Here is a 23,242-nt window from a genome sequence, read left to right on the forward strand (position 1 = left end):
AATCGTCACCTCCTTTTTAACGTATGGAGGTTCTATGAACTACAGTACGATGCAAACCATCCGCACCCTGATGAACATGCACCACGCTCATCCAGACTGCAAAATCATATTCCGCAACGGCCCTTGCGCGACCGATGGAATCAACTTGTTTATCAACGCTGGTTCACCAGATGATCACATTTGGCTTAGCTTAGTCGAATCAAAAGTGACGCATGAAATCGGTGGCCACCAGCGCCACAGCTCCTTTAGTGAGGAGATACAAAAGTTCCTAGTGACGGCGACACCTACTTTTCGCTCGGTCTGGAATATCATTGAAGACTGCTACATAGAGTCGCAAGTCATCAGTGAATATCCTGGTACCTTCGAAACGTTTGAAAAAATGACTCGACTTCTATTCCAAGAAGGCTACTGGAAACCGGTAAGTGAAGAGGGGAACAGAGCTTCTTGGCTGTTTGCTTTCCTTCTCTATTCAGGACGTGGGAATGCGATTGCAGGTCAATCACACCTAACCAGTCAGGGTGACTGTGCTAAACAGCTGCTTGTTGACGATGGCCTAAGCCCAACCGTACTACAGGATATGGAAGACCGCATGGTCTCGTGGGGCACACTTGAATCTACTGAGGAGTGCATCCAAGAAGCGATTGCGGTCATGACGATTATGGAAGGATTGGTTGAACCTGATGATCAAACACCTCCAGACTCTGAAGATCAGCCTGAAGCAGGTGAAAACGCTGGTGGTGACGGTGATTCTGAAGGTTCTGATGATTCAGAAAGTTCCTCCCAAACGTCTGCTGGAAAAGGTTTCTCACGTGATGAATACGACAGCGCAGGAGAAGCCTATGTCGATATGCACGACATACTCGACGACGCCATTAACGAACAGGCCAAAGATGATGTCTCTTTAGACACACTCAAAGCCTATGCTAATGACGGTAGTACGAAGAGCGAGCGCAAAGGTTACTCAGACTATGCTTGGCATCTACTTATTGATCGTGAATCAGACACCTTCTCTCGGCGCATTGCAGCAGAGATAGAAGGTGCCATGTGGTCAAAAGAAATACAGCCACGTAACTATGATGACAGCGGGATACATTTCGACCAAAACCTACTTGCAGGCGTCGCTGCTGGAAACAATCACATTTTCTACCAAGAGAATGAGGTTGAATCTAGCAAGAGTGCGTTTGTCTTGCTGGTAGATCGAAGTGGATCTATGGGTAGCGATGACATGCATATAGCGAATGTCAGCGCGGCTGCCATCGCGAAAGCATTGGATATATTGAATATCCCGAATGCTACGTGCTATTTCGACAATAGGTTTGAAGTTGAATCAGGCTTTGATAAGAGTGTCGACGACATGCATTTTGATATTGCGTCTCGAGGAGGAACCAGTACGGAAATGGCGCTTGAAAGAGCGGCAGACCTGTTTGATTCCCTTGCTGAAGTTATCCCTAAAAAGCAAATTTTGGTGATAACCGATGCCGCTTGCGACGCGAGTCATGTCCGAGTCATTGAAGCACAGTGTAAGGCGCAATCGATAGAAGTAGCATCCATCCAACTGAAATGCGGCGAGGATGGTGGTGTTGAAAATTTTGTTGTACTCAACGATATCGAAGAGTTGCCGGAACTGATGGCAACCATTGTAAGAGAGAAGTTATTGGATACGATTGCCGTGTCCTAAGTCTCTCCCACGGGTAAAGCTCTCCCGTGGGAGCTTACCATTCTAAACGAATGAGAGGTTACTATGGATAAGTTCGATTCCTTCGTAGAGTTTGTTGATTTCATTCAGCAAACTGTAGCTCGCCACGGCGGTTGGTCAGCTGTGTTTTCAGCATACCCAGCCCTCGATGACGCCTGTCAAAAGTGTCGAAAGGGAACTAGCGTTGCTGGACCATGTCCGATCACCAAAGAAGGCGATACCGTTTTCAGATTGTATAAAGATTGGGAATCTGTCGGGGGTGGATACCATAACCAATACGGACGTATGGGTGATGGCATCGACATGGTGGCATGGCTTGAGAATTGCTCAAAAGGCAAAGCCTGTTACCACATTCTTGACATATTGGGTGAAACCACCGATACGCAGAGAGACATTAAGCAATTTGGTGTTAAAAAAGAGCCCAAGGTGACACAAATAGACAGTAAGGAGCTTGAAAAGCGACGCTGGATACTTTCTCAAGTGGAAAGTAGGAGTGACTTTGCTGCTCGTTCGAGTGTAGCAAAATCATACGCTGAGAACCGAGGTCTGAAAATGCCTCTGCCTGACAGCGTCGGCTTTAACCCAGCGCTCAAGACTTACGCTAGTGATGGTAGCTTAGTCAGTCTACCTGGTCTTGTGTTCTACGTGGTGAATGAAAAGAATGAGACGGTCACTATGCACCGAATTTTTCTCGAGCCCGATGGGTCAGATAAGTCCCAACAAGTCGACAACGCCAAAATGATGTGTAGCCCCATTAAGGAGGTAAATGGCTCAAGCATCAGACTCGGTGAACCCACACTTTGCAAAGATAGCTATGGCAATCCACGCATTGTTCTAGGCGTCTGTGAAGGACCTGAAACTGGACTGGCGATTCAAGAAGCTGAATCGTTCGGTATATGGTCAGGTATCAGTTCCACCATCATGGAGCGAATGTGGATACCCGAGAGCGTGACTGATTTAGTCATTTTCGAAGATAAAGACAGACCCCACAAACTGCTTGGTCGCCGAGAAGGGGCGCGAGCAGCAAAAGCATTAGCAGCAAGGATAAAAAAAGTGCGACCAAATATCCTGGTCACGCGGTGTACACCACCAGGAGATATTCAAGAGAGCAAGAAGTCGCAAGACTGGCTCGATGAGTATCAACACGGTGTTGAACACTTTCCGAGCTACTTAAGCAAAAACGGTCTGACAATAGTTAGATAATCACATATCAGACAGCGGCTGGGTTTCCAGCGCTGTCTTTTTTTGCCTACGATTTCTTCAGAAACTGTTCGACAATTTGGCGATGCTCATCACGATATAGATTGTAAATAGGCACATTGTAGGTCGTCGCAATCCTTAGTGCTTGGCCAGTGGTACCGCCACTGCTCTTCCGCCCATCCAAGCTCCCATCACCTGTCCAACATATCAAGAACCGAACCACAGACCGAGTGTCTTGCCCTAAAATTTGAAAAGTCGTCGCCGCTACAATCTTTCGTTCAATGACTTTAAGATATCGCCAACGTCTGTTGTAGCGAGAAGCAATGTTTGAAGCAAGTTTCATGTCACCAATGTGAACGCAAGGCTCATTCACAGAGCGAGAATTGAAGCCTTCAAAAGGGAGAAAAATCTGCTTACGCTCAGGGTATGCGCTATTGCAACCGGCCTCGAAAGCCGACGCTGCGCCTTTTTTGGCATTACTCCGCAGTATCACGTTCTTAAGTGATAGCTGGCACCCGATATCATTCATCAAACAAAGCACATCATCAGGAGTATTTGATGCACCGAGCCCTGCATACTGATTTACCGTCATTAAGCTCATACGAACATCCTTCGCTGTCGTTTCCGTAGGCTTAGGTTTAACACAGAGACAACCTGATAAAGTCCGTGCGATTAAACTCATCATTTTGGCTGCTTATTCCAGTTTTTGATGATCGGTTGACTGCCATAGTTGATGAACCATCAAACGAGGGCAATGGCATGTTATTGAAAAAAGTCACACTTACATTTATCTGCGCATTAAGTGCAGCAAGCGCAATAGCACACGAAATCACACAGCAGGAGTTCAATAATCTACTCAAGAATGCATTTCGTGATAATCCCGAACTGCTACTAAGTGGTTTCAAGCAAACGCAGTCACTGGTAGCCCGTATGAAAGATCAAGAAGACAAAGCCCGCCTTGCACAACTTGAGCGAGCCGTGTTCTTTGACCCTTCTACCCCTGTTCACAACCCAAATGGTGTCGTTAAGGTGGTAGAGTTTTTCGATTATCGATGCGGGGCTTGCAAACGCGTCGCTGCTGCGATGAAAACCCTTGCTACGGAAGATCAAAATGTACAAATTATCTATAAGCCAGTCGCTGTATTAGGTGAGTCGTCAAGTCATCTCGCAAAAATCGCTCTGGCCGTGCATAAAATCTCTCCAAATCAATACCCTGCTTATCATTCACAACTAATGTCACACCCGCAGCCTTCGGTGGAAATTGCATATGAATTAGCTAAACTTCTTAATATTAATAGTGATAGGGTTGCGGATGTGGCTAATTCGATCGAGATAGAGGATCAGTTAGCGACCAACGTGCAACTATTTATGGATCTCGGACTGACAGGGACTCCAACCATTTTTGTTGAGCGCACGAAGTATCCAGGAGTGACAGCGCTTACTACTCTTGGACCGGAAGTGCGTAAGTACTTAAACGATGAATCTTTACGAATTAGTAAGGCGAGTTTCGAGTGAGATGTACTCGACGATCAGTCCTTACTGCTTGTCACAAGGAGGTGACCAGTCCATTACTCTAGAGTAACCCTTAGTTACCATTGCCCGGTGTTTGTGGTTAGCTTGATGTTTAATCTCAGCAGCAAACGATCAGAACACTTAAGAGCCACGCATCTGCGTGGCTTTCTTTTTTAGACATAGCGCCGCCATCGTTCTATATTTTCTATAGCCGCGTATTTCTCCAAATCTGTTGTTAGTCTGGTTTATGCCTACTCCAATAGTTGGGTGTTGCTCCCATCAACTGCAATCTGTCCTTGACTGCCCTTCGCCATACAGCGCTAAGTCTTCCTCGTCCAGCGGGTCAGCGTACCTCTTAAAGGTTTTCGAACGAACAGAGTGCCTTTAAGGGTGCGCTGATTACGCATCAATCATCGGGCGATGGTGACACGAGATCATAGGAATGAAGCTCGTGTAATCACTAGGGTAAGAGTTAACGACTCTTACCCTTTTTAACTTCTAGGACTGTCTTTCGCTCCGCGTTCTTTTCTTCGGCAACCCCTCGCTCTCATCACTGCGGAACAAATACTTCTCTACGATGATAGGCAGCTTTTGTTTCATCTCATTACACCTGGTGGTATAGAAGCCCAGACTTTTGATCTGTGTAGATAAAGCCATCACCATCGAGCTATTAGTAAGGGAGCCCAACTCCTCATCTTCGTTGTTTTGTGAAAAATCACAGTTATCGATAAATACTGAAATATCACTCATTAAGGCAGACATCACTGGCTTAAACTTCCTTCGTAATAGCTCCTTAATTTGAGTCTCTGGTTTACCGCCAGAAGGCAGCGAATCCCGCTCTTTCAACTCACGATAGACACTCCTAGCGACTTCAAATACAAATGCTCGACTGACCGTCCTTTGACTAGCGGCTTTATATGTTTTGCGTTTTCGCTCAAGTCTCTTTCTCTCTACTTCAGCGCTTTGCTCAGCTGTCATTTGACCTGACACGAAGGAATAGTTGGGGTTGGCTTCTTTAGTCAAAAGGGATCCAGGTAAAAATGCTGAGTCTTCCCACGTGATTCTGTTTGATTGGGGCGCATCATGACCTTTATAGTCCCCATGCGGCCAAATCACATGTGTTGTCACCGGCGCCGCTATAGAATTCGAATAGGGATCGGAATTGGGTTGTTTCTTATCTTTGCTAGGCCGCCCTTTGAGCTTGCTAGAAACAACGACGTGTCCTTCAGAATCAACACCACCATACGCTACTTTTGGAACACCATCTTTTGACTGATACTGCCAATCGCATACGAACTGAGAATCGGATGGTGTACCTTTTACTTCAACTGAATAATGAACCTTATCGCCGACGCCCGAAGCATTGGCTGCGGCAAGCGCATCTTTAACACGGTATTCCACGTAGTTTGCATGTCGACGATTGGCACCGGAGGTAATCGGATAAAGATTCTGCGGGATGCCCTTCCCACCGAGGTCGTGATTGAGTAAATGCCCTCTTGCCCAGCCGGCATTGTACTTGGAGACAAGTGAGTCGATACCGGTATACGACTGACTATCAGCGACTGCAGAGCCTGTTACCTTGTCTTTAGGATCTAGGTCGGCATCTACTTTTACGCCAACAATTCCCTTCGCCCCCCTCCCAAGTTATTTCTTTACTTGAATGTTTTATGGCAGTCTTAGCTTGAATAGGGGCCGTGCTTGCCGAAAAAAGTAGATGGCATAGAGCGATTATCTACGAGAACTGCAGCTTTGCTCTGCGCACCGCGTTTCGCCGCCTTCGACTTCAATGACCTTGCGTCAGCCTTATGAGTCTTACTGGCTTTGTACATGATATATCTCTCTATGATTACTTACCGTATTAGAAACATAGTAAACTGCGGAAATAGGTGCCCCTAATTAGTACTCACGTGATCACAACTATCATCAAATACTGCGTTTTTTAAACGACCTCAGTTAGGTTGCTTAAACCGAAACTAGTCGCAAATATTCATCCAAACTGAGCATTAACACAACCAAACCTTTGGCTAACTATGACTGAATTTATCCTTCTAATACTAGCGCTCCTTGGAATCCGATATGTACTGCTGTTGTCACCCCTGAGGAAACCACTTCTATTCGTAACAGGTCTTATTGGCGCACCGGTACACGAATTAGCTCACTACGCCGCGTGCAAGCTCAATGGGTTTGAGGTAGTCAACATGAAGCTGTTTCAAATGCCGACACCCAGCGATGGCCGCATGGGCTACGTCGAATTTGCAAGGCCTCTCACAGTGCTCGGCGCATTGGGTTCTGTTTTGGTAGGTATTGCACCGCTAATAATGGGGATTGCCATTTTTGTCGGGGTGAGCCAGATTGATATCTACAGCACTCTCTCATCATCGCTAATTCAAAAACGTGACCCTTTTTTGATGATCCAAGCGTTAATCAGCTGGTGGAGCAATGCGTTAGTTGAACCAAAAATAGGATTACTGGCGCTAGGCAGTGTCGCTCTCTACATGACCCCAAGCTGGGCAGATGTAAAACTTTCTATTCCGGGCTTAGCTATTTCATTAGCCATTACATTGTGTCTTTTTCTGTTTGTACCGGGCACAGAACAGATCATCCCTTTCATAGATGATGTGTTTAAAGAGCTCTCTACATTTCTGATTGTAGGCGTTATGTTCAGTTTACCTGTCTTTTCAGTCGCTTTGCTTAGCCTGGTGATCACAAAGCTCATCCGCTAAGCATTTCTACTTGTAACCAACAGCAATAGAAGATAGTTTTATACTGTTTTTATATACAGAATAAAACTCTGAAGTCTATCCGTATCCGATTTAACTACAATACCGTTCAACTAAACGAGCAAGGCGTTGTTGGGAGTAGTAAAAGTGTGTGTGGAGTCCAAGTGCAAGTGCTGCTGAAAAGCGGGGGCTGATTTTCATGGATTGAATGATTTTGACATACTCTCAACAAATGGGGAGTCAGACCTAAGATGGTTAAAATATTGAATGTTAGTGCTTACTATCCTGACGAATTCAGTCTAGCTAGTTTCTACAAAGGTAATGTCTATCTTATCGGTGTATTTTAGCGCCAACCCAAGTGTATACCTTGTACTTCAAGACAAGATCCCGTTGAGCTTTTACCTCTCGAAACCACAAAGAAGGTGCTAAATAAAAACTACATCGTTTAACTGCAAGGCTGGAAGAAAGCAAAAAGATAGAATTATGCAAAAATAACGGGATTTTAGAGTAAACGGTGTAGTAGTCGCTAGCGTTCCAGTGGACGGGACTCAAACTAGGCAAAAATACTGAAGCAGCTCATCATGCCACCAGCTGGGAGACAAACTGTTTCAAAGCAGTAATCTTTATGCTCGCTAGCGAGTATAAAGATTCGAACACGAACTTTACAATTACTTTTCCCCTGATGTACCGCTCTTAGTCTCTTGCCTATATTTTAGATTAAATAAGGCTCCCAATCGAAATCAAATCGTATGTGGGTCAAATGGTAAGGGGTTATTGATTAATTAGCTCATTTGACTCGAATTATGTACTTAAGCAGAAATAAACATAACATTACAGTCTTTTCTTAATAAATCAAAGCTAATTTAAATGTGATCTCCGTTGAAAAATATAAAATTCAATTAAAAAAACCACTAAAATTTAAATGTCAAGCCACTGAAACAAAAGAAATAGGCGGATTATAAATACTAAGCTAAAACTCTAATCAATAATAATGAAGTGGATAAATTATATTTAATAATTATAATTTTAGATATTAGGATGTGACTAAACATAAGGGATACTAAGAATGGATTATGTAATTTCTACCTTCCTCCATCGTTATTTCCCTTCCCCATTAGCTTGGTTTCGCTGGCACACTGCGGATCCAACCATTAATTTACCCACCAGAAAACCTGCTTTATTAATTATGTAACGCCTTAACACAGAACCAAATGCTCAGTTGGTCAAGGTCGCGTGTCTTATAAAAACTTCTTTTGTTATTCGAGGTTCACTGGATTAGAGGCACGCAACGTCACTTTCTCTCGCTATATTGATTGGAGCAAATCCGCTCCAGAAGGGTATATACATGAAACGGAAGATAAACATACTAGCACTGTTATTTTTGGTGTTACTGATTAATGGTTGTGATTCGTCAGACTCAGAACAATCCAATCACCCCCCATCTCAAAAGGAAGAGTACGAATTAGTCCTTGAGAAAAGAGAAACACTCCCCGTTGGTTTTGCGACAAGTCCATCCGCTCGACTGGTCTCAACGATGACCGGAGTTAGTCAAGATGTGACTGACCAAGTGTCCCTTACGTCCTCTGACCCATCGGTTGCTCACTTATCTGAGGGCCAGGTGCAAGCTCAAAGCTCGGGTGAAACGGAACTCACCGCTACGTTGACCAGAGCTGGCGTCACCTACTCTTCGAGCTCTTCTCTCAGAGTCTCCGAGGCGCTTGTCGACACCTTAACTATCCAAGCGCCTCACGTCACCCTAGGGGTTGGTGCGAGGCAACAATATACCGCCATCGCTCAATTCGACGATGGAAGTACTTTAGAAGTTACAAAACAGCCCAATATCAATTGGAGTGTTAATTCTAGCGAAAAAGCCTCTATTGAGTCGACAACAGGCCTTTTGACTACGATCTCTCCAGGAGAGGTCTTAGTCGAATTGAGAGGCCAAGCGAATGGGGTTTCATTTAGAGGTAGCAAGTCGCTTACCATCACAACGGCAACAGTCAAAGGGTTGAGTGTGACGCCGTCTGGGGCTCAATTAAGACAAGGGATGACCCAACAATACACTGCCACCGCAACTTATTCTGACCAGACCACAAATGACGTTACCAACGCGGTCACTTGGTCCGTTGATGCTCCTCAAGTCGCCAGTATTGACAGCTCGACGGGATTACTCACCGCTGGCACTCAAACAGGAAACGTCTCCGTTACCGCCAGTTTTCAGGTTTCGGGTCAAACCTTCAGTGAATCTGTTTCGGCTACCGTGGACAACAACACTCAAGTTTCCTCATTCTCAATTACTCCTAGTTCGGCTTCTTTCCCCATTTTATCCAGGCACCAGCTTTCTGCCATTGCGTTAGACGAACTAGGGAACTCATACGACGTATCAGCTTCTACTACTTGGAGTCTTGACTCTTCAACCTACGCCTCGATAGACGAAGGAGGCCTGTTGCAAATCCGGGACAGAATCATTACCACCCCACTCGGCGTCACTGCGACTTATCAAGGGAAGACGGCAACAGCCTCTATACTACTAACTTCTTCCCCACTGGATCGTTTTGTGGTTTCGCCTCAGAAGGTTAGTTTACCGAAAGGACTTTCCAAACAATTGAACGCTACCGTGTTCTTTGAAAGTCAGCACTCCCTAGACTTTACGTCTTCTTCCTCATTAACATGGAACACTGATAACGCGTCTATTGCCTCTGTCGCAGACGGTTTGGTGACTGCCCACGACGTCGGGAGCGCACAAATCCAGGTTTCGGGCAGTTACCAAGGCCAGGCTTTTTCTTCCTCTACTGAAATTGAAGTAACACCTGCTGTGGTGAAAAACGTGGTAGTATCGCCTTCATCTTCTCCCCCACTCAGCACTGGACGAAGTCAGCAGTTTATCGCTAAAGCCTTTATATCGGATCTCACAGAATTTGATATAACGGATGCTCCCGCCATTTCTTGGAGTTCTTCGGACAACACAATTGCAGACGTGGACGCAAGAGGACTCGTTACCGCCAAATCTCCCGGACTCGTCACTATAACGGCGGCATTTGACGGTTTACAAAATACCGTCCCCCTACCTGTAGTCAACGCGAACATTGTCGAAGCAATCTCAGCCAGAATAGTCACTGATGGACCGTCCAATCTTCCCTTGGGTGCTCAAGCCAACTATTTTTTGGAGTTAACCGACTCACAAGGCGCTACGAGTCTTGTTCGCTCAGCGTCTACCTTCAGCTACGTTAGCAGTGATCCAACGATTGCAAGTATAGATGCCAATAGCGGGCTTCTCACTGCAGAACAAGTTGGGGGACCGGTGACCATTTCAATCACCGGAAGCATCGCCGGTATCCAAGCGACAGATACGAGCGTGACCGTCTCTTCCGCCACTTTGCAGGCTCTCGAATTAACACCAAACAACACACAAACTAGGCTCATTAAGCCAGTAAACTTGACCGTCACTAAAACATATAGTGATGGTAGTCAGGATAACTCCCTCACCGATTTAGCTTGGCAAAACAGCGATCCCACAATAGGGAACGTTGACACTAACCCTGCGACATTTACTCCTTCGCAAACGGGATTGACCACGCTGAGTGTTACCTCTACATTAGTACCAAGCCTTGTCGCTGAGAGTCAAATTGAGGTAGTAGCAGCCTCGCTAGAGAGCTTTAGGATTGAGTTATTAAACAACACACCGCCTACATTAAATGTAGAAAAGCCAATGAGAGCGACTGGCATATATTCTGACGGCTCCACCAAAGACATTACTTTCTTTGTAGACTGGTCAGTCACCTCTCCAAACATTGCGACCATCAACAGGAAGGGCGTCGTCACAGCGACGGCTTTAGGGGATCTGACTATCGTAGCACGTTATGCCGGACTTCAAGACCAACAGTTAGACACTGTTGTCATTCCCCAGGTTACCTCACTTTTCATCCAAAACTCTGACTTAACTCTTAGTCCTGGTGCAAGCATGCAACTTATCGTGCAAGATCAAAATGGTCAGGACATCAGTGACGTAGTCAATTATACAAGTAGTGATGAAACCATCGCGACCGTTAATAGCAATGGAACGGTGACCGCGCTTAAAGCTGGGTCTGTCAAGATAACTGCGACTCTACACAATCTGTCTGACATCGTGACTCTCAGCCTTCCAACCAGTGTGACTTCCTGTGGCCCAGTAAACAGTACCGCGAATAATACTGATGGTGCTTGTCTCAAAGTTACCAGTTCCGCTGACAACACGAAATTGTTCACGGCAACACCTTCAAGCGCAGCCCTTGTGGCACTCGGATATACTTATAACTGGTCAACTCAGGCACTAAGCGTAAACTCCCCATTAGAAGGGGTAGTGATGCCAAACTTCTATATAGGTTTTAAAGGCCCAGGTCAGCCTAATGATGCAGGCTCTTACTGTACATTTCTTGGGACAGTTAAGTTCCTAGACTCGTCAGGCTGGCGTCTTCCTACTAGCCAAGAACTGTCTGATCTTATATCGACAAAAGGTCCATTAGGAACCAATTATCGTTGGCCTTACCCAAAAGGAAAAGGCTATCGCGTTTCTGATCTATCAGAAAAAACACTTCACATTCAATGGGGTAACGAGTTAAACGAAAATAAACTAAATGCTGCACCCACGTCCTGTGTAACAGATAAACCTTAAACCCATGACTAAGTCTCTCTCACTTTCCTGTGAGAGAGGCTTGTTTGACTAGTCGACTAACTCCCAAAATCCCAAGAGCCTCATTTTGCAACTGTCTAACACCCGCCTTCGATAAGCCTTTCATCGACCCTATCTCATATCTCCCTGCTCTTCTCCCTTTCAGTAGCCAGGCACATAGCAGCAGGTATTGTCCGTTGTACAATATTGGTCACTAATCCGATTGTTCCATCTCTCAATAAGCGCAACCGCCCCAAGGAAACCGTATGCATAACCAGTAGTCATTTCAATCGAGTACCGCTGTGATTGACATATGAATTCACATATTCGTTAATTCCTCATCACTACCTCCATTCCAATCGATTAATCATGCTATCAACAGTGATTGGCTTCTCGGTTTTAGAATTTTACCCTTCATCTTATCCCGATTTATGGAGGATAATATACAAATTAACAATACCTCAACAACCCCCCATAAGTCACAACAATACTTCTAGCTCAACCACAGTTTCTTGATAATTATTAAGAGTGAAGAATGCAATACATACAACATAGGTTAAACTTCCTTCTCAGCCCCCGTTGGGTCTATAATGCAGGCGCTTTGTTGCTGGCGCTCCTGTTTAGCCTATTTGCCTCGTTGAGCCTGAGTCTGTATCAAGTACATGATGAAATTCGTCACGACATCGATCATCTTGATCAAATCGTCTCTGTTGCCATTAAATATGGACTAGAAAAACCAACCCTTTCCGTTGACAGTACCGTGAGTGGTGAGTGTTCTATTGACACTATCGAGCAACTTGAGAAGCTTTATGTATCCCATTTACTGATGTCGATCCCCATCGTTAGCTTGGATAAACAGCACCCCTATACTTACTGCTCTCCGTTTGGGGTTGAGCAGTTTGACGAAACTAATTTTAAGAACTTGCTCAATACCGAGCTAAAAGGAGAAATGTGGCGTTTAGCTATCGTTTCTTTACCAACAGCTCCTAAAAATCTGACCTATCTGTACGGCTCAAATGGAATCAATGGTTTCCTCTTTCCATTGCGTACTGAATACCTTTTCCTAGAGAACGATTTAGACCATCAACGTTCCATTCGCTTGTCTTTACAACACGTAAATTACACCATCCTTGAAATTGGTAGCATGCCAACGAGCGATCGTCTTTACTCTAACGCTGTTGATTCAAAATACCTTCCTCTCACCTTTGAGGCCTCCGTCTCAACCGCTCGCGTACTCTCAAGATTTTATGAGCAATTATGGCCAGCTACTACCATTCTCTTTCTGGTCTCTTTTACCGTGCTTCTGCTGTGCGTTTCTTATTGGCATGCTAAGAAGGAGATCGCTCTACAAAAAGCCATTCGAGATGCTCAGTTTTTTCCCTATTATCAACCTATCGTCGATGCAAAAACAGGTCTAATGGTAGGCGTGGAAGCCTTACTTCGTTGGCTCCCTTCTGACGGCCAAATCATTGAACCGAGAAAGTTCATTAAGCACTTAGAGCAAAGCGGCGCCATTATTCCAGTGACAGAAAACCTCATCCAAACGGTTTACCAAGAGCTGTCTCCTTTGATGGATCAACACGAGCAATTTTACTGCAGTGTCAACATCACTCCTCTGCATCTTCAAAATGACGACTTTTATCGCTACTTGCAACGCGCGACACTTGACTGCTCTAAACTGGTTCTTGAATTAACTGAGCGTGAGCCCATCGACGATTTAGAGTTAGCCAGACAGCGTATTGTGTTACTTAAAACACTGGGGGTCAAAATCAGTCTCGATGACGCAGGTACCGGTTATGGTGGTAACTCCTACTTACACTGTCTCGACATTGACACAATCAAAATTGACAAAATGTTTACTCACTCAATTGATGAAGGACAGTCAGCAGTTCTCGATGGTTATATTGAAATGGCTAAACAACTGAAACTTGAACTGGTCGCTGAAGGCGTCGAAAACGAACGCGAAGCTCGAGGCTTATTGCTGCGAGGCGTCTTTCATCATCAGGGTTACTTTTATGGTAAACCTATGCCAATTAAAGATCTTAAGGCATGGTGCCTAAGTCACGGATTTAGTGAGTGCAAAGATGAGCTAGTTACTGAGGAGGAATTAAAAGTAAGCCATTAAAACTAGAAAGCCATAGCCACACCTCCACTTCCTAGTCTAAAGCTGCCTCAGAGACGGCCTTGCCGTGCTCACGTCCTGAGAAACGCCATGACTCCTAGAACAATAAAAATGCTTCCCGCCCATCGTGAACAGTAGCTAATCCACTTACGGTTAGTACGTAATTTTTGTTGTAGCTGTGCACAGAGTAACACACTTAAAAAATCGGCACTGCTGAACAGAACGTTGGTCATTACCCCTAAGATTAACATTTGTAGCCACACATCAAACGTCCCCTCCACATCAACAAACTGTGGCAAAAAGGCCAGATAAAACAGCGCTGCCTTAGGATTGAGGACATCGACCACCACACTATCAATGAACACTTTTCGTCCTGAGTAAGCGGACACAGGAACGCCCTGACTTCGTAACATACTTGTCGAAAATACTCGTTGGAGGCCTAGTATCACAAGGTACGCGGCACCTGCCTTTTGAATGATAGAGTAAAGTTCAGGGTTTGATAGTAAGACCGTGGACAGACCGAGCACAGTAAGAATCACGTGAAAGTAGCCGCCAATGTGAAGCCCAAAGACTGCCATTAATCCCACCTCTCGCCCACCTGAGGCTGTTTGAGCAATACTATAAAGCATGGCCGGCCCAGGCATAAACGCGTACAATAACGTTACAAACAAGTACGACACGAATTCAACGTCAGAAAACATTCATCCTTCTCCTTCTTTTCCCCTACCTTTGAAAGAATAGGAACCTCGACTAAGTGGTCTCAAATCAACACTCAAACGTGAAAACCGATACGCACATTATGACTCTGGTACTTGACTTATGTTTATCGACAGCATTTTGTTGTCCTCAGAGCCTGAAGCCAACACCAGCGATTCTCCACCCTTATAATGGGTAAATTCTCTTTTTTGCTCACTTGTTATGGTACAGTCGGGGAGTTCATTCGCTCCCAATCGTAAAAGCGACTGAGAGCCTCCAATTTCTGATAAAGGCAGGCGACGCCAATCACATCGTTGACACAACGTTTTTCAGGAAATACAAAGCGATAGCAGTCATTTCGACGGTTCCCCTAAAGTAACCACTGTCCGTGTAATGGTTAACCAAGGCAAATAGAAAATAAGTTCAGCGAACCTTGGATAAACACTTAAAACTGTACACCCTATTAAGATTTGGTTCCCAAACGCTTGCGTTTTTCTCGTCTCATTCGGGCGACTTTGAGAAAAGGTGTTAAATAATGATTAATAATGCCCGAATACTGATGATATGGCTCACCTTGAAGTCCAAATTCCAATTCAGTGTTTTGATTAAGATGAACCTGGGTGCCAAATAAGCGATCCCAAAATGAAAAAATAAAACCGAAATTCTTGTTGTAGTGCCTTTTTGAACGGCTATGGTGTACTTGATGATAGGCAGGGCTAACAAAGATGTCTCTTAGAACCCTTGGATAACGTAACTGAACGTGAGAGTGTTGTAAATTTAGCCCCAAAACTAATAGCAAACACATTAAGCCGTTTTGACCCGCTAACACCCACGTTAATGACTGGCCAGGATAGAACGCGCCTACCACCCCACTGAAGATCCCCATCAAACTGCCTGTAAGTACCACAAAAAGCCCTTGATTTACGGGATGCGAACGATACGCTGTAATCGGGTTGAGGTGCGTCGGAATGTGGTGGACTTTATGAAACTCCCATAGAAATTTATATTTATGCGACAAGTAATGCTCAAAAAAAGTCCCAAAGTCAAAAACAATTAAGACGCCTGCTGTATAGAGGATGGTGACAAAGAATGAGGCCTCCCCTAAATCAGTACTTAGCTCAAAAAAATCCATGATTAAGATAGTTCGTTCTTTGAAAAACACCGCTACACCGAATAGAAACGTGTAGATAAATCCTAATAGTAGCTTATCCACAATAAACAGCTTTACATCGTCCCCAAAACTCACGTTATTCACAAGATGAAGATGTTTTAAATACTGTAATGAGCGCAACACGTTGCCGGTTCTGAGTTGATAACAGCCATAGGCAGTCGCAATTATCCCCGCCACAAGTAAATACCCAACATAGAGGCCATGGCTTGGCTGCAGAAAGAAGGTGAATTGATGCTTAAAATAGTCAAACCACTCCCCTAGAGCGAACATCCTTACGCTCCGCCCTTAATAGCAATCGACTTAGCACCCACGTGCGCTACTTCTAGAAACAGGGCCGCTCTAATTGCCTTTTCAAAACTTTTCCTCACCCGCTCTCGCTGTTGAGGAGACTCGATCGCTAGAGAAAAACCCAAGAGCATGTTTCCATGCTGCGTACCGGAAAAATAAGCCTTTTTTTTCTTTTTCTCTAAAAATGGCTTAAAACCTGAGCGCACAGTAATGTCACTGAAACGCTGAATGTCACCATACACAAATGAGCCCCAGTACGGCATCACAAAATCTTTAATAATCACTTCACCCATAGAGCCACCAAGAAAAAGGTATTGACTTGCCGTTGCCCCTCGATACGACGCAAACAGAGTAAAAGAAATGGCTCGACTATACCCGGTGATACGGGATTCCACGACAGCTCCCCGCTCATTCACCACACAATAGCTACTCACATCGAATACATCCTCGATAAACTCGACCAAGGTTCGTGCGGTATACCACCCCAAGTCCCCCATCGCCCCCAAAGGCTCGAGGGCTGGGTTTAGCGTGTTCGAGCCCGTTTCACAATCGGGCCAACAAAACTTCACCTCAATGTTTTCAACACGCCCCACATGCTCTGAAGCAATATCGTGTATGGTTTGCATTAAGACATTATGTACGCAATGCGTAGCGTCCAACACCACCAAATCCTTAACCTTCGCCTTTTCATACAGTGCGAGGGCGCTCAAAGAAGTGGGAATCGGCTTCTCTAAGAGCACATGTTTCCCATAAGCGATGGCCAAGGATAAATAGTGTTCTTTTTCACTCGTTGGGGTAGCAATATAAACCGCCTCAACCTTTTCATCCTTAAAAAGATCCAAGGCCTTGCAGTATCTCCTGTCTGAAGGAATGGAATAGCGCTCCCCAAACAGAAATGCCTTTTGTTCGGTCCTCGACAACACCGCATAGACCTCAAGCTCTTGTGTCCCATCATTTATCTCTTTGGCAATAATATTTGCCATCATACCGGTCCCGATAATCGCCAACTTAATCATAGTCACACCTATAATCCAATGTCTCCTCGACGTGCACTTCAAACAACGTCTTTTTCGGTATCGTAATAACGGCTTTGGCTATTGCTTCCAAAGTTATGTCGTTGAAAACAAACGTCGCTCGCCCGGAGTAAATCGTAAACCTCTCAGCTCTCACGGTTTTCCAGATGTATTTTCCAACCAACATATAACCAAAGGTGACCCGGTTTCCCCGCAAATCTTTAAAATCACGAATCAAAGACAAGCCATTGAAGAACGTAAAGCTGCGGTCATACACTAGTGGAGTCTCATACTTCGTCATTAGCCATCTCCGTGATCACTGTATCATCGATGCTTAAATTTAATGTGAAGGGAGCAGTCACCACCTCTGGCATCGGATCAAATCCCAAATGTTGCCTTTTATCAAATCGAAAACATTTCCTTCTGGTGTAACACAACACGAGCTGTAAACGATTAGGGTAAGGACACGCCTCTCGCCAATGAACCAATGCCTTACCGTCCAGAATGAGGGCTTCTTTATTTCTCAGATCGACCCTCTCACCTTCGATATAAATCGGCCAATCGTCTTCACCTTTGTTATTTATATTGAACGACACAATGTAATCCACGGCATCTCTGTCTCGATGTTTGGGGACTTCATGGCCTTTTTTGTAGTTCCAAAGAAATGAGTAACAGGGGTAGACTTCTTCTCCAACAGCTTCACTAACCGTTAGCGCAAAACTGCTTAATAACGCCTCAAAATAAGGAATGGAATAATACATATGGGCACTGTGCCCATCCGCATTACCTTTCAGAGCCCCCATGTTTTTCATTATCGCCAAATACCTCATAATAGAGTCTAACTCTCTATCGGTCAGTGCCTCTCTCAGGATCTGATAACCTTTAAACATTTCAACCCACCCCCAAGATCTTCGCTATAAAGGAATCATGCCTTTGCTCTATCCTCTGCCGTATCACCGACTCTTCCAAACCACTTAACTCTGAATACCACCTAACCGCGTTATCGTTCATATGAAGAATTTCTCTATAGTCAGCCAAATGATCCGCAACAAAATCAGCATAAGAAACATCCTCGGTCATCTTATTTTTAAAGTACTGCACGCCCATCTGAACATGTCTTGCTTCGTCTTGCAGTGTACCCTTGTAGATTTGGCCGATTAAGCTGTGCTCACCAAACGTTGAAATAAATACGTTAAATTGTTCTAGTGCACCATTCTCCAAATAAACGTGGCTTAAAAAGACCTCATCAAACGAGCGCAACTCACCAAAATGCTGATCATACACTTCTTGCGTTTTTGAGCAGTCACGTATGTCTCCACCAGCCAAAAGGGCATACTTAGCAAACAGCTCTGCATGCCTAGCTTCGTCGTTCACCGCTTGACCCAATCCCAATTTCAAGGCGAAATTTGAACATTCCGCCAACAGCTCAGCCGCATTCTGCATACCTAAAACCTCTACATGAGCCGACATGCTTGCCACCTCAATCGCAAAAGAGTGAAGCCCCTCTGGGACGCGGTCATTGCGAGCTAAAGACCAATCTAGTCCTCTATCCCAGCCTATATTTTCCTTTCCTTTTAAATACACCTTATAATGAGGGTCACTAAGAAAACTAACGTCATGTAATCGGTCAATATTAAGCATCTTCTCTTCTCGCTATGCTTGTGGTTCTTTTACGGGCGTCTTTATGTCCTTTTGTCGCAAGGCATAAATAAAAACGCCCCCCAGTAGAACGGCCGTGATTGTGAACGTGTTTTGGATCCCCCATACTCCTGAGGTTACCCCGCCAAGAATAGGCAGTGACATCGCAACCAGCGCCGCAATCTTTTGAATATATCCAGTCACCGTCGCCAGTTGGGAAAATTTAACAGCACGTCTAATCCCCAGTTTTAATGAGACAAACGCTATCCCTGACGCTATCCCTGTGACAAAAATCGAGCCGTAGTAAAATAGAGCCGCCGTAGACTCCGTATCCGTCAATCCCAAAACAGCGAAGGACGACGCGTTGGTTAAAATCGACAAGGTAAACACTGAGATGGGCGGAATTTTCTTCAAGGTCGCGCTGGCGACTTTCGTGCCTATCACGCCCCCTACACCCAAGATAGTAATGATGTAGCCAATACTGCTTTCCTCTTCTCCGATGTATCTGAAGAAGACGCTTAACATGTCGTTGCTAAGATAAAATGAAATACTCGACATGATATAAGTCAAAGTTAATAAAAAGAGGCCTCGATTTTTCCTAATAAGATCTCGAACTGACGCTCCCTCTAACAACCTTTCATTCAGCGAACTCTCGGGCTTATACGCACTATCCGCCAAGGTAGTCACTAAGCCAAGAAAGCTGAAAAACACCGACATCCCAACCACATAGCTCAAACCATATTGGTCATATAAGGTAATCACTACAAGAGGAACACCAATTCGGCTAAGGTTTAAAATATAACCCGTCACCTCATAAAATTGTTTCGACTCTTCTTTATTTTCATTAAGCTTTGGTATCGAAGTACTTAAGCCAACTCGAAGAGAAACCTTGAATAACAGCAACCCGTAAATAGCGAGCATAGAATCAATGAAGAGTATCGTCGGCGTACACAGGGCACAGATAAAAAATAAGACAGCGCGTGATGGTCTAACGTCCGTTTTATCAAAATATCTTCCGTACCTAGCACTCAAAAAATAGAAAGGTATCGCATAGCACGCCCCAAGAAATCCCACCTCATAAGTTGAGGCGTTTAAGATAAAGATTGACACAATTGAGAACAAAGCATAATCACTGTACGTGTCCATCTCACTTGAACAAATAGCAATGTATTTTTTCATCATCCTTCCCACATATTATGAACGGAGCAGGTCTTTGCCCTGCTCCGTAATTATTAATTACAAGACACCGACTGGTTGATAATCACACATAGAACCCTCCTTTCTCTTTCTTCCATAATAAACAAAGTACTATCGTTAGCACTCCCCTTTTTTTCAAACGGGAAACGGTCTAATTTTGATATAAACGCATTCCCTATAAGATGGTTAATCTATTCATCAACTCTGACTACTTTCGATTTCTGTTTGAATAGATAATATCTTTCTTTAATTTCGCTAGAATAAACAAGTAATGATTGCTTAGCTTGGGAATACCTCTCGGTAGAATCGAATTCGCCAAACATTCGTTTACCTAGAAACAAACTTTCTTCCAATTGAAGTCTTAATATTTGCGCCCAAACCGCCTGACACATCGGATGCCCTTCAAGATCACTAGCGTGCCATCCCCACCCTAACCAAACGCAGTCGTCATTAAGAATAAAGTCGGAATTCAACACAATCTGCCCATCCTTAAAAACCGCCCAAGACGCTTCTTCTTCCTGAAGCGTTAGCGCAATCTTCTCCCAAGCCTTCTCGAGTCTCTCCACTGTTGGGTTCCACTTCTGAGTTTGTAAACAACCCGTTACTATCTTTGAAGCGCGAAAATGATCTAAGGCCTTTTTCTGCACTTCACCAAGTTCAATATAACGTTTTATCCGGTAGCACCTCGGAATAGGCGGTAGTGAGCTCAGCTTCTATAAACTTGCAATGACATCAATCTCAGGACAGTGGCATGACAAGATGAACTCAAAACCAAACGCTTCAAGAAATAACAAACTGTACGGCAAGTCTCGCCCGTTGATCAGTATTTGCATCGGCCTTGAAGTCTCACCACGCTCTTTATTTATCCGTTGATAGAGCGCTTCCACTAATAAAAAATCATAGTCTGGCACCGCAAAATACAAACGGTCATAGTCAGAGTAGAATTCGTTTCTCATCGTGGTACAGACTCCCAACAACAACCGACCTTTTCTTCCAGTAGAAGCGTGGTGTTCTGTTTGGATCTCGAGAATAACGGAATCCTATCCAGCCTCTGCTCTGACTGAAATCTCTCCACGCGTGCTCTATCGCTTTCTTTAAAAAAATGAAATTGCATAAGCCCTCCTTGACCTCGACAGCGTACTGTCGATTGGAATTCAGCGTCTTTATCTTCAGCCCTTTCACCTCAGCTAGCTCAACAAATTCACTTGTCAAGAGTGAGCCAATTTTGGTGGTTTCACTTTAGGAAAAACCTTCCTCTGAGCCAGAGTGACCCTCTGGCCAACGAGCGCCATCTAATCAACAACTCTTTATTCCCAAGCCTTAGAAAAAGAACGATCCCTAAAGGCCTCTGCTAACCCAGTAATCTGCTGCATTCTAAGCACTTCGTCTTTATCCATCCCTAGCTCGCTACCAATTTTTTCGTCCGACCAATCCATTTCCCTCAGTTTGATCACTAAGCTAGCGGTCAATTCCACCTGATGCTCCCCTCTCGCCATGTTATGGCGAATCGATGAAGACATACGCTCTTCACGGGTTTTATTCAACACGACGACTGGAACGTAGTTGGCCAAAGACGCATTAATGTCCGATTCCGTTTTAATGAGTTGGGTTCGGTGCGCACCATCAATTACAACATACCTTCCATCATCAGAGAGCTCTCCTACCACTACCGGCATAGTCACCCCATCGCTTCTAATAGAATGCTTGAGTAAACGGTATTCTGGAGGAGCCACATTATTAGGGTTGTAATCGTTGTCCTGAACCAGATGACTCTCCACCAGTCTTACATTAAGCGCCGGATGCGTAAAACCCACTATTTTACTCGACAGATCTGACAGTAGATTGAAAATCGCCACCCGCTCTTTTACCGTTAATTCGTCAATCTCCTCGAAAGAGATAGCAACTTCGTACATTAATTTTGAGGCTGCCAATAAGGATTTCGTATTCATAATTTATTTTCCTTCCTGAAACAATCATTATACAAATCGATATAATGCTCCGTTAGGCGTTTATTTTGACCAAAAGAAAGACCCCGACACCAATAATCATTTTTAATCAGAACTTTACATATACGACGCCAACTAGGAACTTGCTTTTTAGCTTCCAATTTCTTTTCAGCAAAATCCGGTATCGAATAAATCCCAAATCGCTTTCCGTTTTTTCTCCACCAATTTAGAAACTTAAATACTCGCTCACGATAATGGCTGGCAAGATGTGGCGGCATGCTATTTAGTAAATATTTACTGTAAGAGCGATAGGTATAACCTTGTGGCAATTCAAATTTATAATACCCGAGTATTCGCCCTTGTCGTTTGCAATATCTCGCTCCGAAATTGCATCCCTCTACCCGCTGCACCAATTTTTGCCAAGTCCGGGGTTCTAAAATGTGGTACAACCAAAGCCCTTTCCGTTGATCATCCCCGAATGGCTGACAAAGCCGCTGCTGAGCCAAGGTTAGACCCGCTTGATACATCAGATTATAGACACGGTTATATGGCCAGCCATAGCGACCATTGGCGACCCAAACGTCAATCACATGCCAATCGTAAATGGGGTAAGCCTTGTAAAAGAGCTCACTCGCTCTTGTTGTCCATCCGTAAGGCTCAAGCTTTCTTTTCTTTCTGTTTTTAATTGTGTTGTAACGATGAAGAGATTCATCCGCGCGAATCGCCACTAGGCAAACGCCACGATTCTTCTTCCGTTCACAATACCACTCGCCAAACCCAGCAACGAATTCTTCGAACTCCATGGCATAACGATAAAAAGGAAAGTAATCCATCTCGTCAATCACCGACAAATGGAGTGGCTTTTGTCTCACCCATACGTCCTCTTTGTCCGGCTCCCAACACACCCATTTCGGTCGAAACTGCGAGACTGAGTTTCTCAAACTTAACGGCAAACACACCCAAAACGCATTCACCTCCTCTTTGTTTACCATCGTCTCTATAAACTGAATGGTTTGCTGGTACTGTGCTTCCAAGTCAACAATTAAGACATCAACAGGCAACCTTTCCCGTTTTTTCGCCTCTTCAATGACGAGGTTCAGTAGAACCCCTGAGTCTTTACCCCCAGAAAAGGACACATAGAGGTGGTCAAACTCATCAAATAATATTCGAATCCTATCCCGAGCTGCTTCGTCTACGTTCTTGTTCAATCTACGTTTCATGCTATGTCACCTAAAAAAGACCTACTCAACCCCTGGATGGGTAGTTACGGTTGAGCAGGTCAAACCATCGTTATCTGCCCTCATAGCCGGTTAGGTGCACGACAAAAATGACCGACAGTACAAACTTATTACGCCAAAAAACAACCAACGTTGGAGAATGACGACCGCCATGAGA

At 44.5% G+C, this 23,242-nt stretch carries 19 protein-coding genes; 6 read left to right on the top strand and 13 right to left on the bottom strand.

The window, feature by feature from the left end:
- Positions 1 to 34: 34 nt before the first annotated feature.
- Positions 35 to 1,678, top strand: coding sequence for a vWA domain-containing protein (locus PG915_RS24220; RefSeq protein WP_353500378.1), 1,644 nt, complete (start codon positions 35 to 37; stop codon positions 1,676 to 1,678).
- A gap of 63 nt (positions 1,679 to 1,741) precedes the next feature.
- Positions 1,742 to 2,899: a DUF7146 domain-containing protein gene (locus PG915_RS24225; protein ID WP_353500379.1), complete on the top strand. Its 1,158-nt coding sequence runs from the start codon at positions 1,742 to 1,744 to the stop codon at positions 2,897 to 2,899.
- Positions 2,900 to 2,945: 46 nt separating this feature from the next.
- On the opposite strand, the gene PG915_RS24230 is transcribed toward PG915_RS24225, so the two are convergent.
- The gene (locus tag PG915_RS24230) at positions 2,946 to 3,497 is read right to left on the bottom strand and encodes a hypothetical protein (RefSeq protein WP_353500380.1); all 552 of its coding nucleotides are present in this window, start codon (positions 3,495 to 3,497) and stop codon (positions 2,946 to 2,948) included.
- Between the two features lie 158 nt (positions 3,498 to 3,655).
- Here PG915_RS24230 and PG915_RS24235 point away from each other — a divergent pair, with 158 nt between their 5' ends.
- Complete coding sequence (locus PG915_RS24235; protein ID WP_353500381.1) at positions 3,656 to 4,411, top strand: DsbA family protein; 756 nt, start codon at positions 3,656 to 3,658, stop codon at positions 4,409 to 4,411.
- Between the two features lie 495 nt (positions 4,412 to 4,906).
- Here PG915_RS24235 and PG915_RS24240 read toward each other — a convergent pair whose 3' ends face one another.
- The gene (locus tag PG915_RS24240; protein WP_353500382.1) at positions 4,907 to 5,809 is read right to left on the bottom strand and encodes a hypothetical protein; all 903 of its coding nucleotides are present in this window, start codon (positions 5,807 to 5,809) and stop codon (positions 4,907 to 4,909) included.
- 797 nt (positions 5,810 to 6,606) lie between these two features.
- On the opposite strand from PG915_RS24240, the gene PG915_RS24245 reads away from it, so the two are divergent.
- The 3 genes from PG915_RS24245 to PG915_RS24255 all read left to right on the top strand — a co-directional run bounded on the left by PG915_RS24245 (position 6,607) and on the right by PG915_RS24255 (position 13,901).
- Positions 6,607 to 7,131 carry a hypothetical protein gene (locus PG915_RS24245; protein WP_353500383.1) on the top strand — a complete coding sequence of 175 codons (525 nt, stop codon included), beginning with the start codon at positions 6,607 to 6,609 and terminating at the stop codon, positions 7,129 to 7,131.
- 1,342 nt (positions 7,132 to 8,473) lie between these two features.
- Positions 8,474 to 11,779, top strand: a complete 3,306-nt coding sequence (locus tag PG915_RS24250) for an Ig-like domain-containing protein (RefSeq protein ID WP_353500384.1) — start codon at positions 8,474 to 8,476, stop codon at positions 11,777 to 11,779.
- Positions 11,780 to 12,311: 532 nt separating this feature from the next.
- The gene (locus tag PG915_RS24255) at positions 12,312 to 13,901 is read left to right on the top strand and encodes an EAL domain-containing protein (protein ID WP_353500385.1); all 1,590 of its coding nucleotides are present in this window, start codon (positions 12,312 to 12,314) and stop codon (positions 13,899 to 13,901) included.
- A gap of 68 nt (positions 13,902 to 13,969) precedes the next feature.
- Here PG915_RS24255 and PG915_RS24260 read toward each other — a convergent pair whose 3' ends face one another.
- The 11 genes from PG915_RS24260 to PG915_RS24310 all read right to left on the bottom strand — a co-directional run bounded on the left by PG915_RS24260 (position 13,970) and on the right by PG915_RS24310 (position 23,067).
- On the bottom strand, positions 13,970 to 14,599 hold the full coding sequence (locus tag PG915_RS24260; protein ID WP_353500386.1) for a LysE family translocator: 630 nt from the start codon (positions 14,597 to 14,599) through the stop codon (positions 13,970 to 13,972).
- A gap of 458 nt (positions 14,600 to 15,057) precedes the next feature.
- Positions 15,058 to 16,035 carry a sterol desaturase family protein gene (locus tag PG915_RS24265; protein ID WP_353500387.1) on the bottom strand — a complete coding sequence of 326 codons (978 nt, stop codon included), beginning with the start codon at positions 16,033 to 16,035 and terminating at the stop codon, positions 15,058 to 15,060.
- Between the two features lie 2 nt (positions 16,036 to 16,037).
- The gene (locus PG915_RS24270; RefSeq protein WP_353500388.1) at positions 16,038 to 17,069 is read right to left on the bottom strand and encodes a Gfo/Idh/MocA family protein; all 1,032 of its coding nucleotides are present in this window, start codon (positions 17,067 to 17,069) and stop codon (positions 16,038 to 16,040) included.
- Entirely contained in the window at positions 17,062 to 17,367 is a 306-nt protein-coding gene (locus PG915_RS24275) for a pyrimidine/purine nucleoside phosphorylase (protein ID WP_353500389.1), read from the bottom strand. Before PG915_RS24275 ends, PG915_RS24270 begins: the two co-directional genes overlap by 8 nt.
- Complete coding sequence (locus PG915_RS24280; protein ID WP_353500390.1) at positions 17,354 to 17,956, bottom strand: hypothetical protein; 603 nt, start codon at positions 17,954 to 17,956, stop codon at positions 17,354 to 17,356. The genes PG915_RS24275 and PG915_RS24280 overlap by 14 nt, the downstream gene beginning before the upstream one ends.
- A 1-nt stretch (position 17,957) precedes the next feature.
- Positions 17,958 to 18,707, bottom strand: a complete 750-nt coding sequence (locus tag PG915_RS24285) for a hypothetical protein (protein ID WP_353500391.1) — start codon at positions 18,705 to 18,707, stop codon at positions 17,958 to 17,960.
- A 12-nt stretch (positions 18,708 to 18,719) separates the two neighbouring features.
- A complete protein-coding gene (locus PG915_RS24290) occupies positions 18,720 to 19,883 on the bottom strand; it encodes an MFS transporter (protein WP_367357795.1) in 1,164 nt (387 codons plus the stop codon).
- Between the two features lie 209 nt (positions 19,884 to 20,092).
- On the bottom strand, positions 20,093 to 20,548 hold the full coding sequence (locus PG915_RS24295) for a hypothetical protein (RefSeq protein WP_353500393.1): 456 nt from the start codon (positions 20,546 to 20,548) through the stop codon (positions 20,093 to 20,095).
- Between the two features lie 66 nt (positions 20,549 to 20,614).
- Complete coding sequence (locus PG915_RS24300) at positions 20,615 to 20,857, bottom strand: hypothetical protein (protein WP_353500394.1); 243 nt, start codon at positions 20,855 to 20,857, stop codon at positions 20,615 to 20,617.
- A 351-nt stretch (positions 20,858 to 21,208) separates the two neighbouring features.
- Complete coding sequence (locus tag PG915_RS24305) at positions 21,209 to 21,850, bottom strand: IbrB-like domain-containing protein (protein ID WP_353500395.1); 642 nt, start codon at positions 21,848 to 21,850, stop codon at positions 21,209 to 21,211.
- Entirely contained in the window at positions 21,847 to 23,067 is a 1,221-nt protein-coding gene (locus PG915_RS24310) for a phosphoadenosine phosphosulfate reductase (RefSeq protein ID WP_353500396.1), read from the bottom strand. Before PG915_RS24310 ends, PG915_RS24305 begins: the two co-directional genes overlap by 4 nt.
- Between the last annotated feature and the right edge of the window lie 175 nt (positions 23,068 to 23,242).

It is taken from the genome of Vibrio sp. CB1-14, assembly GCF_040412085.2.
GTDB lineage: Bacteria > Pseudomonadota > Gammaproteobacteria > Enterobacterales > Vibrionaceae > Vibrio > Vibrio chaetopteri.

Bases quoted from the DNA above. Each gene is read 5' to 3' on its own strand.
- PG915_RS24220 (WP_353500378.1), top strand. From the start codon at position 35: ATGAACTACAGTACGATGCAAACCATCCGCACCCTGATGAACATGCAC.
- PG915_RS24225 (WP_353500379.1), top strand. From the start codon at position 1,742: ATGGATAAGTTCGATTCCTTCGTAGAGTTTGTTGATTTCATTCAGCAA.
- PG915_RS24230 (WP_353500380.1), bottom strand. From the start codon at position 3,497: ATGAGCTTAATGACGGTAAATCAGTATGCAGGGCTCGGTGCATCAAAT.
- PG915_RS24235 (WP_353500381.1), top strand. From the start codon at position 3,656: ATGTTATTGAAAAAAGTCACACTTACATTTATCTGCGCATTAAGTGCA.
- PG915_RS24245 (WP_353500383.1), top strand. From the start codon at position 6,607: ATGAAGCTGTTTCAAATGCCGACACCCAGCGATGGCCGCATGGGCTAC.
- PG915_RS24250 (WP_353500384.1), top strand. From the start codon at position 8,474: ATGAAACGGAAGATAAACATACTAGCACTGTTATTTTTGGTGTTACTG.
- PG915_RS24255 (WP_353500385.1), top strand. From the start codon at position 12,312: ATGCAATACATACAACATAGGTTAAACTTCCTTCTCAGCCCCCGTTGG.
- PG915_RS24260 (WP_353500386.1), bottom strand. From the start codon at position 14,599: ATGTTTTCTGACGTTGAATTCGTGTCGTACTTGTTTGTAACGTTATTG.
- PG915_RS24265 (WP_353500387.1), bottom strand. From the start codon at position 16,035: ATGTTCGCTCTAGGGGAGTGGTTTGACTATTTTAAGCATCAATTCACC.
- PG915_RS24270 (WP_353500388.1), bottom strand. From the start codon at position 17,069: ATGATTAAGTTGGCGATTATCGGGACCGGTATGATGGCAAATATTATT.
- PG915_RS24275 (WP_353500389.1), bottom strand. From the start codon at position 17,367: ATGACGAAGTATGAGACTCCACTAGTGTATGACCGCAGCTTTACGTTC.
- PG915_RS24280 (WP_353500390.1), bottom strand. From the start codon at position 17,956: ATGTTTAAAGGTTATCAGATCCTGAGAGAGGCACTGACCGATAGAGAG.
- PG915_RS24285 (WP_353500391.1), bottom strand. From the start codon at position 18,707: ATGCTTAATATTGACCGATTACATGACGTTAGTTTTCTTAGTGACCCT.
- PG915_RS24290 (WP_367357795.1), bottom strand. From the start codon at position 19,883: ATGAAAAAATACATTGCTATTTGTTCAAGTGAGATGGACACGTACAGT.
- PG915_RS24300 (WP_353500394.1), bottom strand. From the start codon at position 20,857: ATGAGAAACGAATTCTACTCTGACTATGACCGTTTGTATTTTGCGGTG.
- PG915_RS24305 (WP_353500395.1), bottom strand. From the start codon at position 21,850: ATGAATACGAAATCCTTATTGGCAGCCTCAAAATTAATGTACGAAGTT.
- PG915_RS24310 (WP_353500396.1), bottom strand. From the start codon at position 23,067: ATGAAACGTAGATTGAACAAGAACGTAGACGAAGCAGCTCGGGATAGG.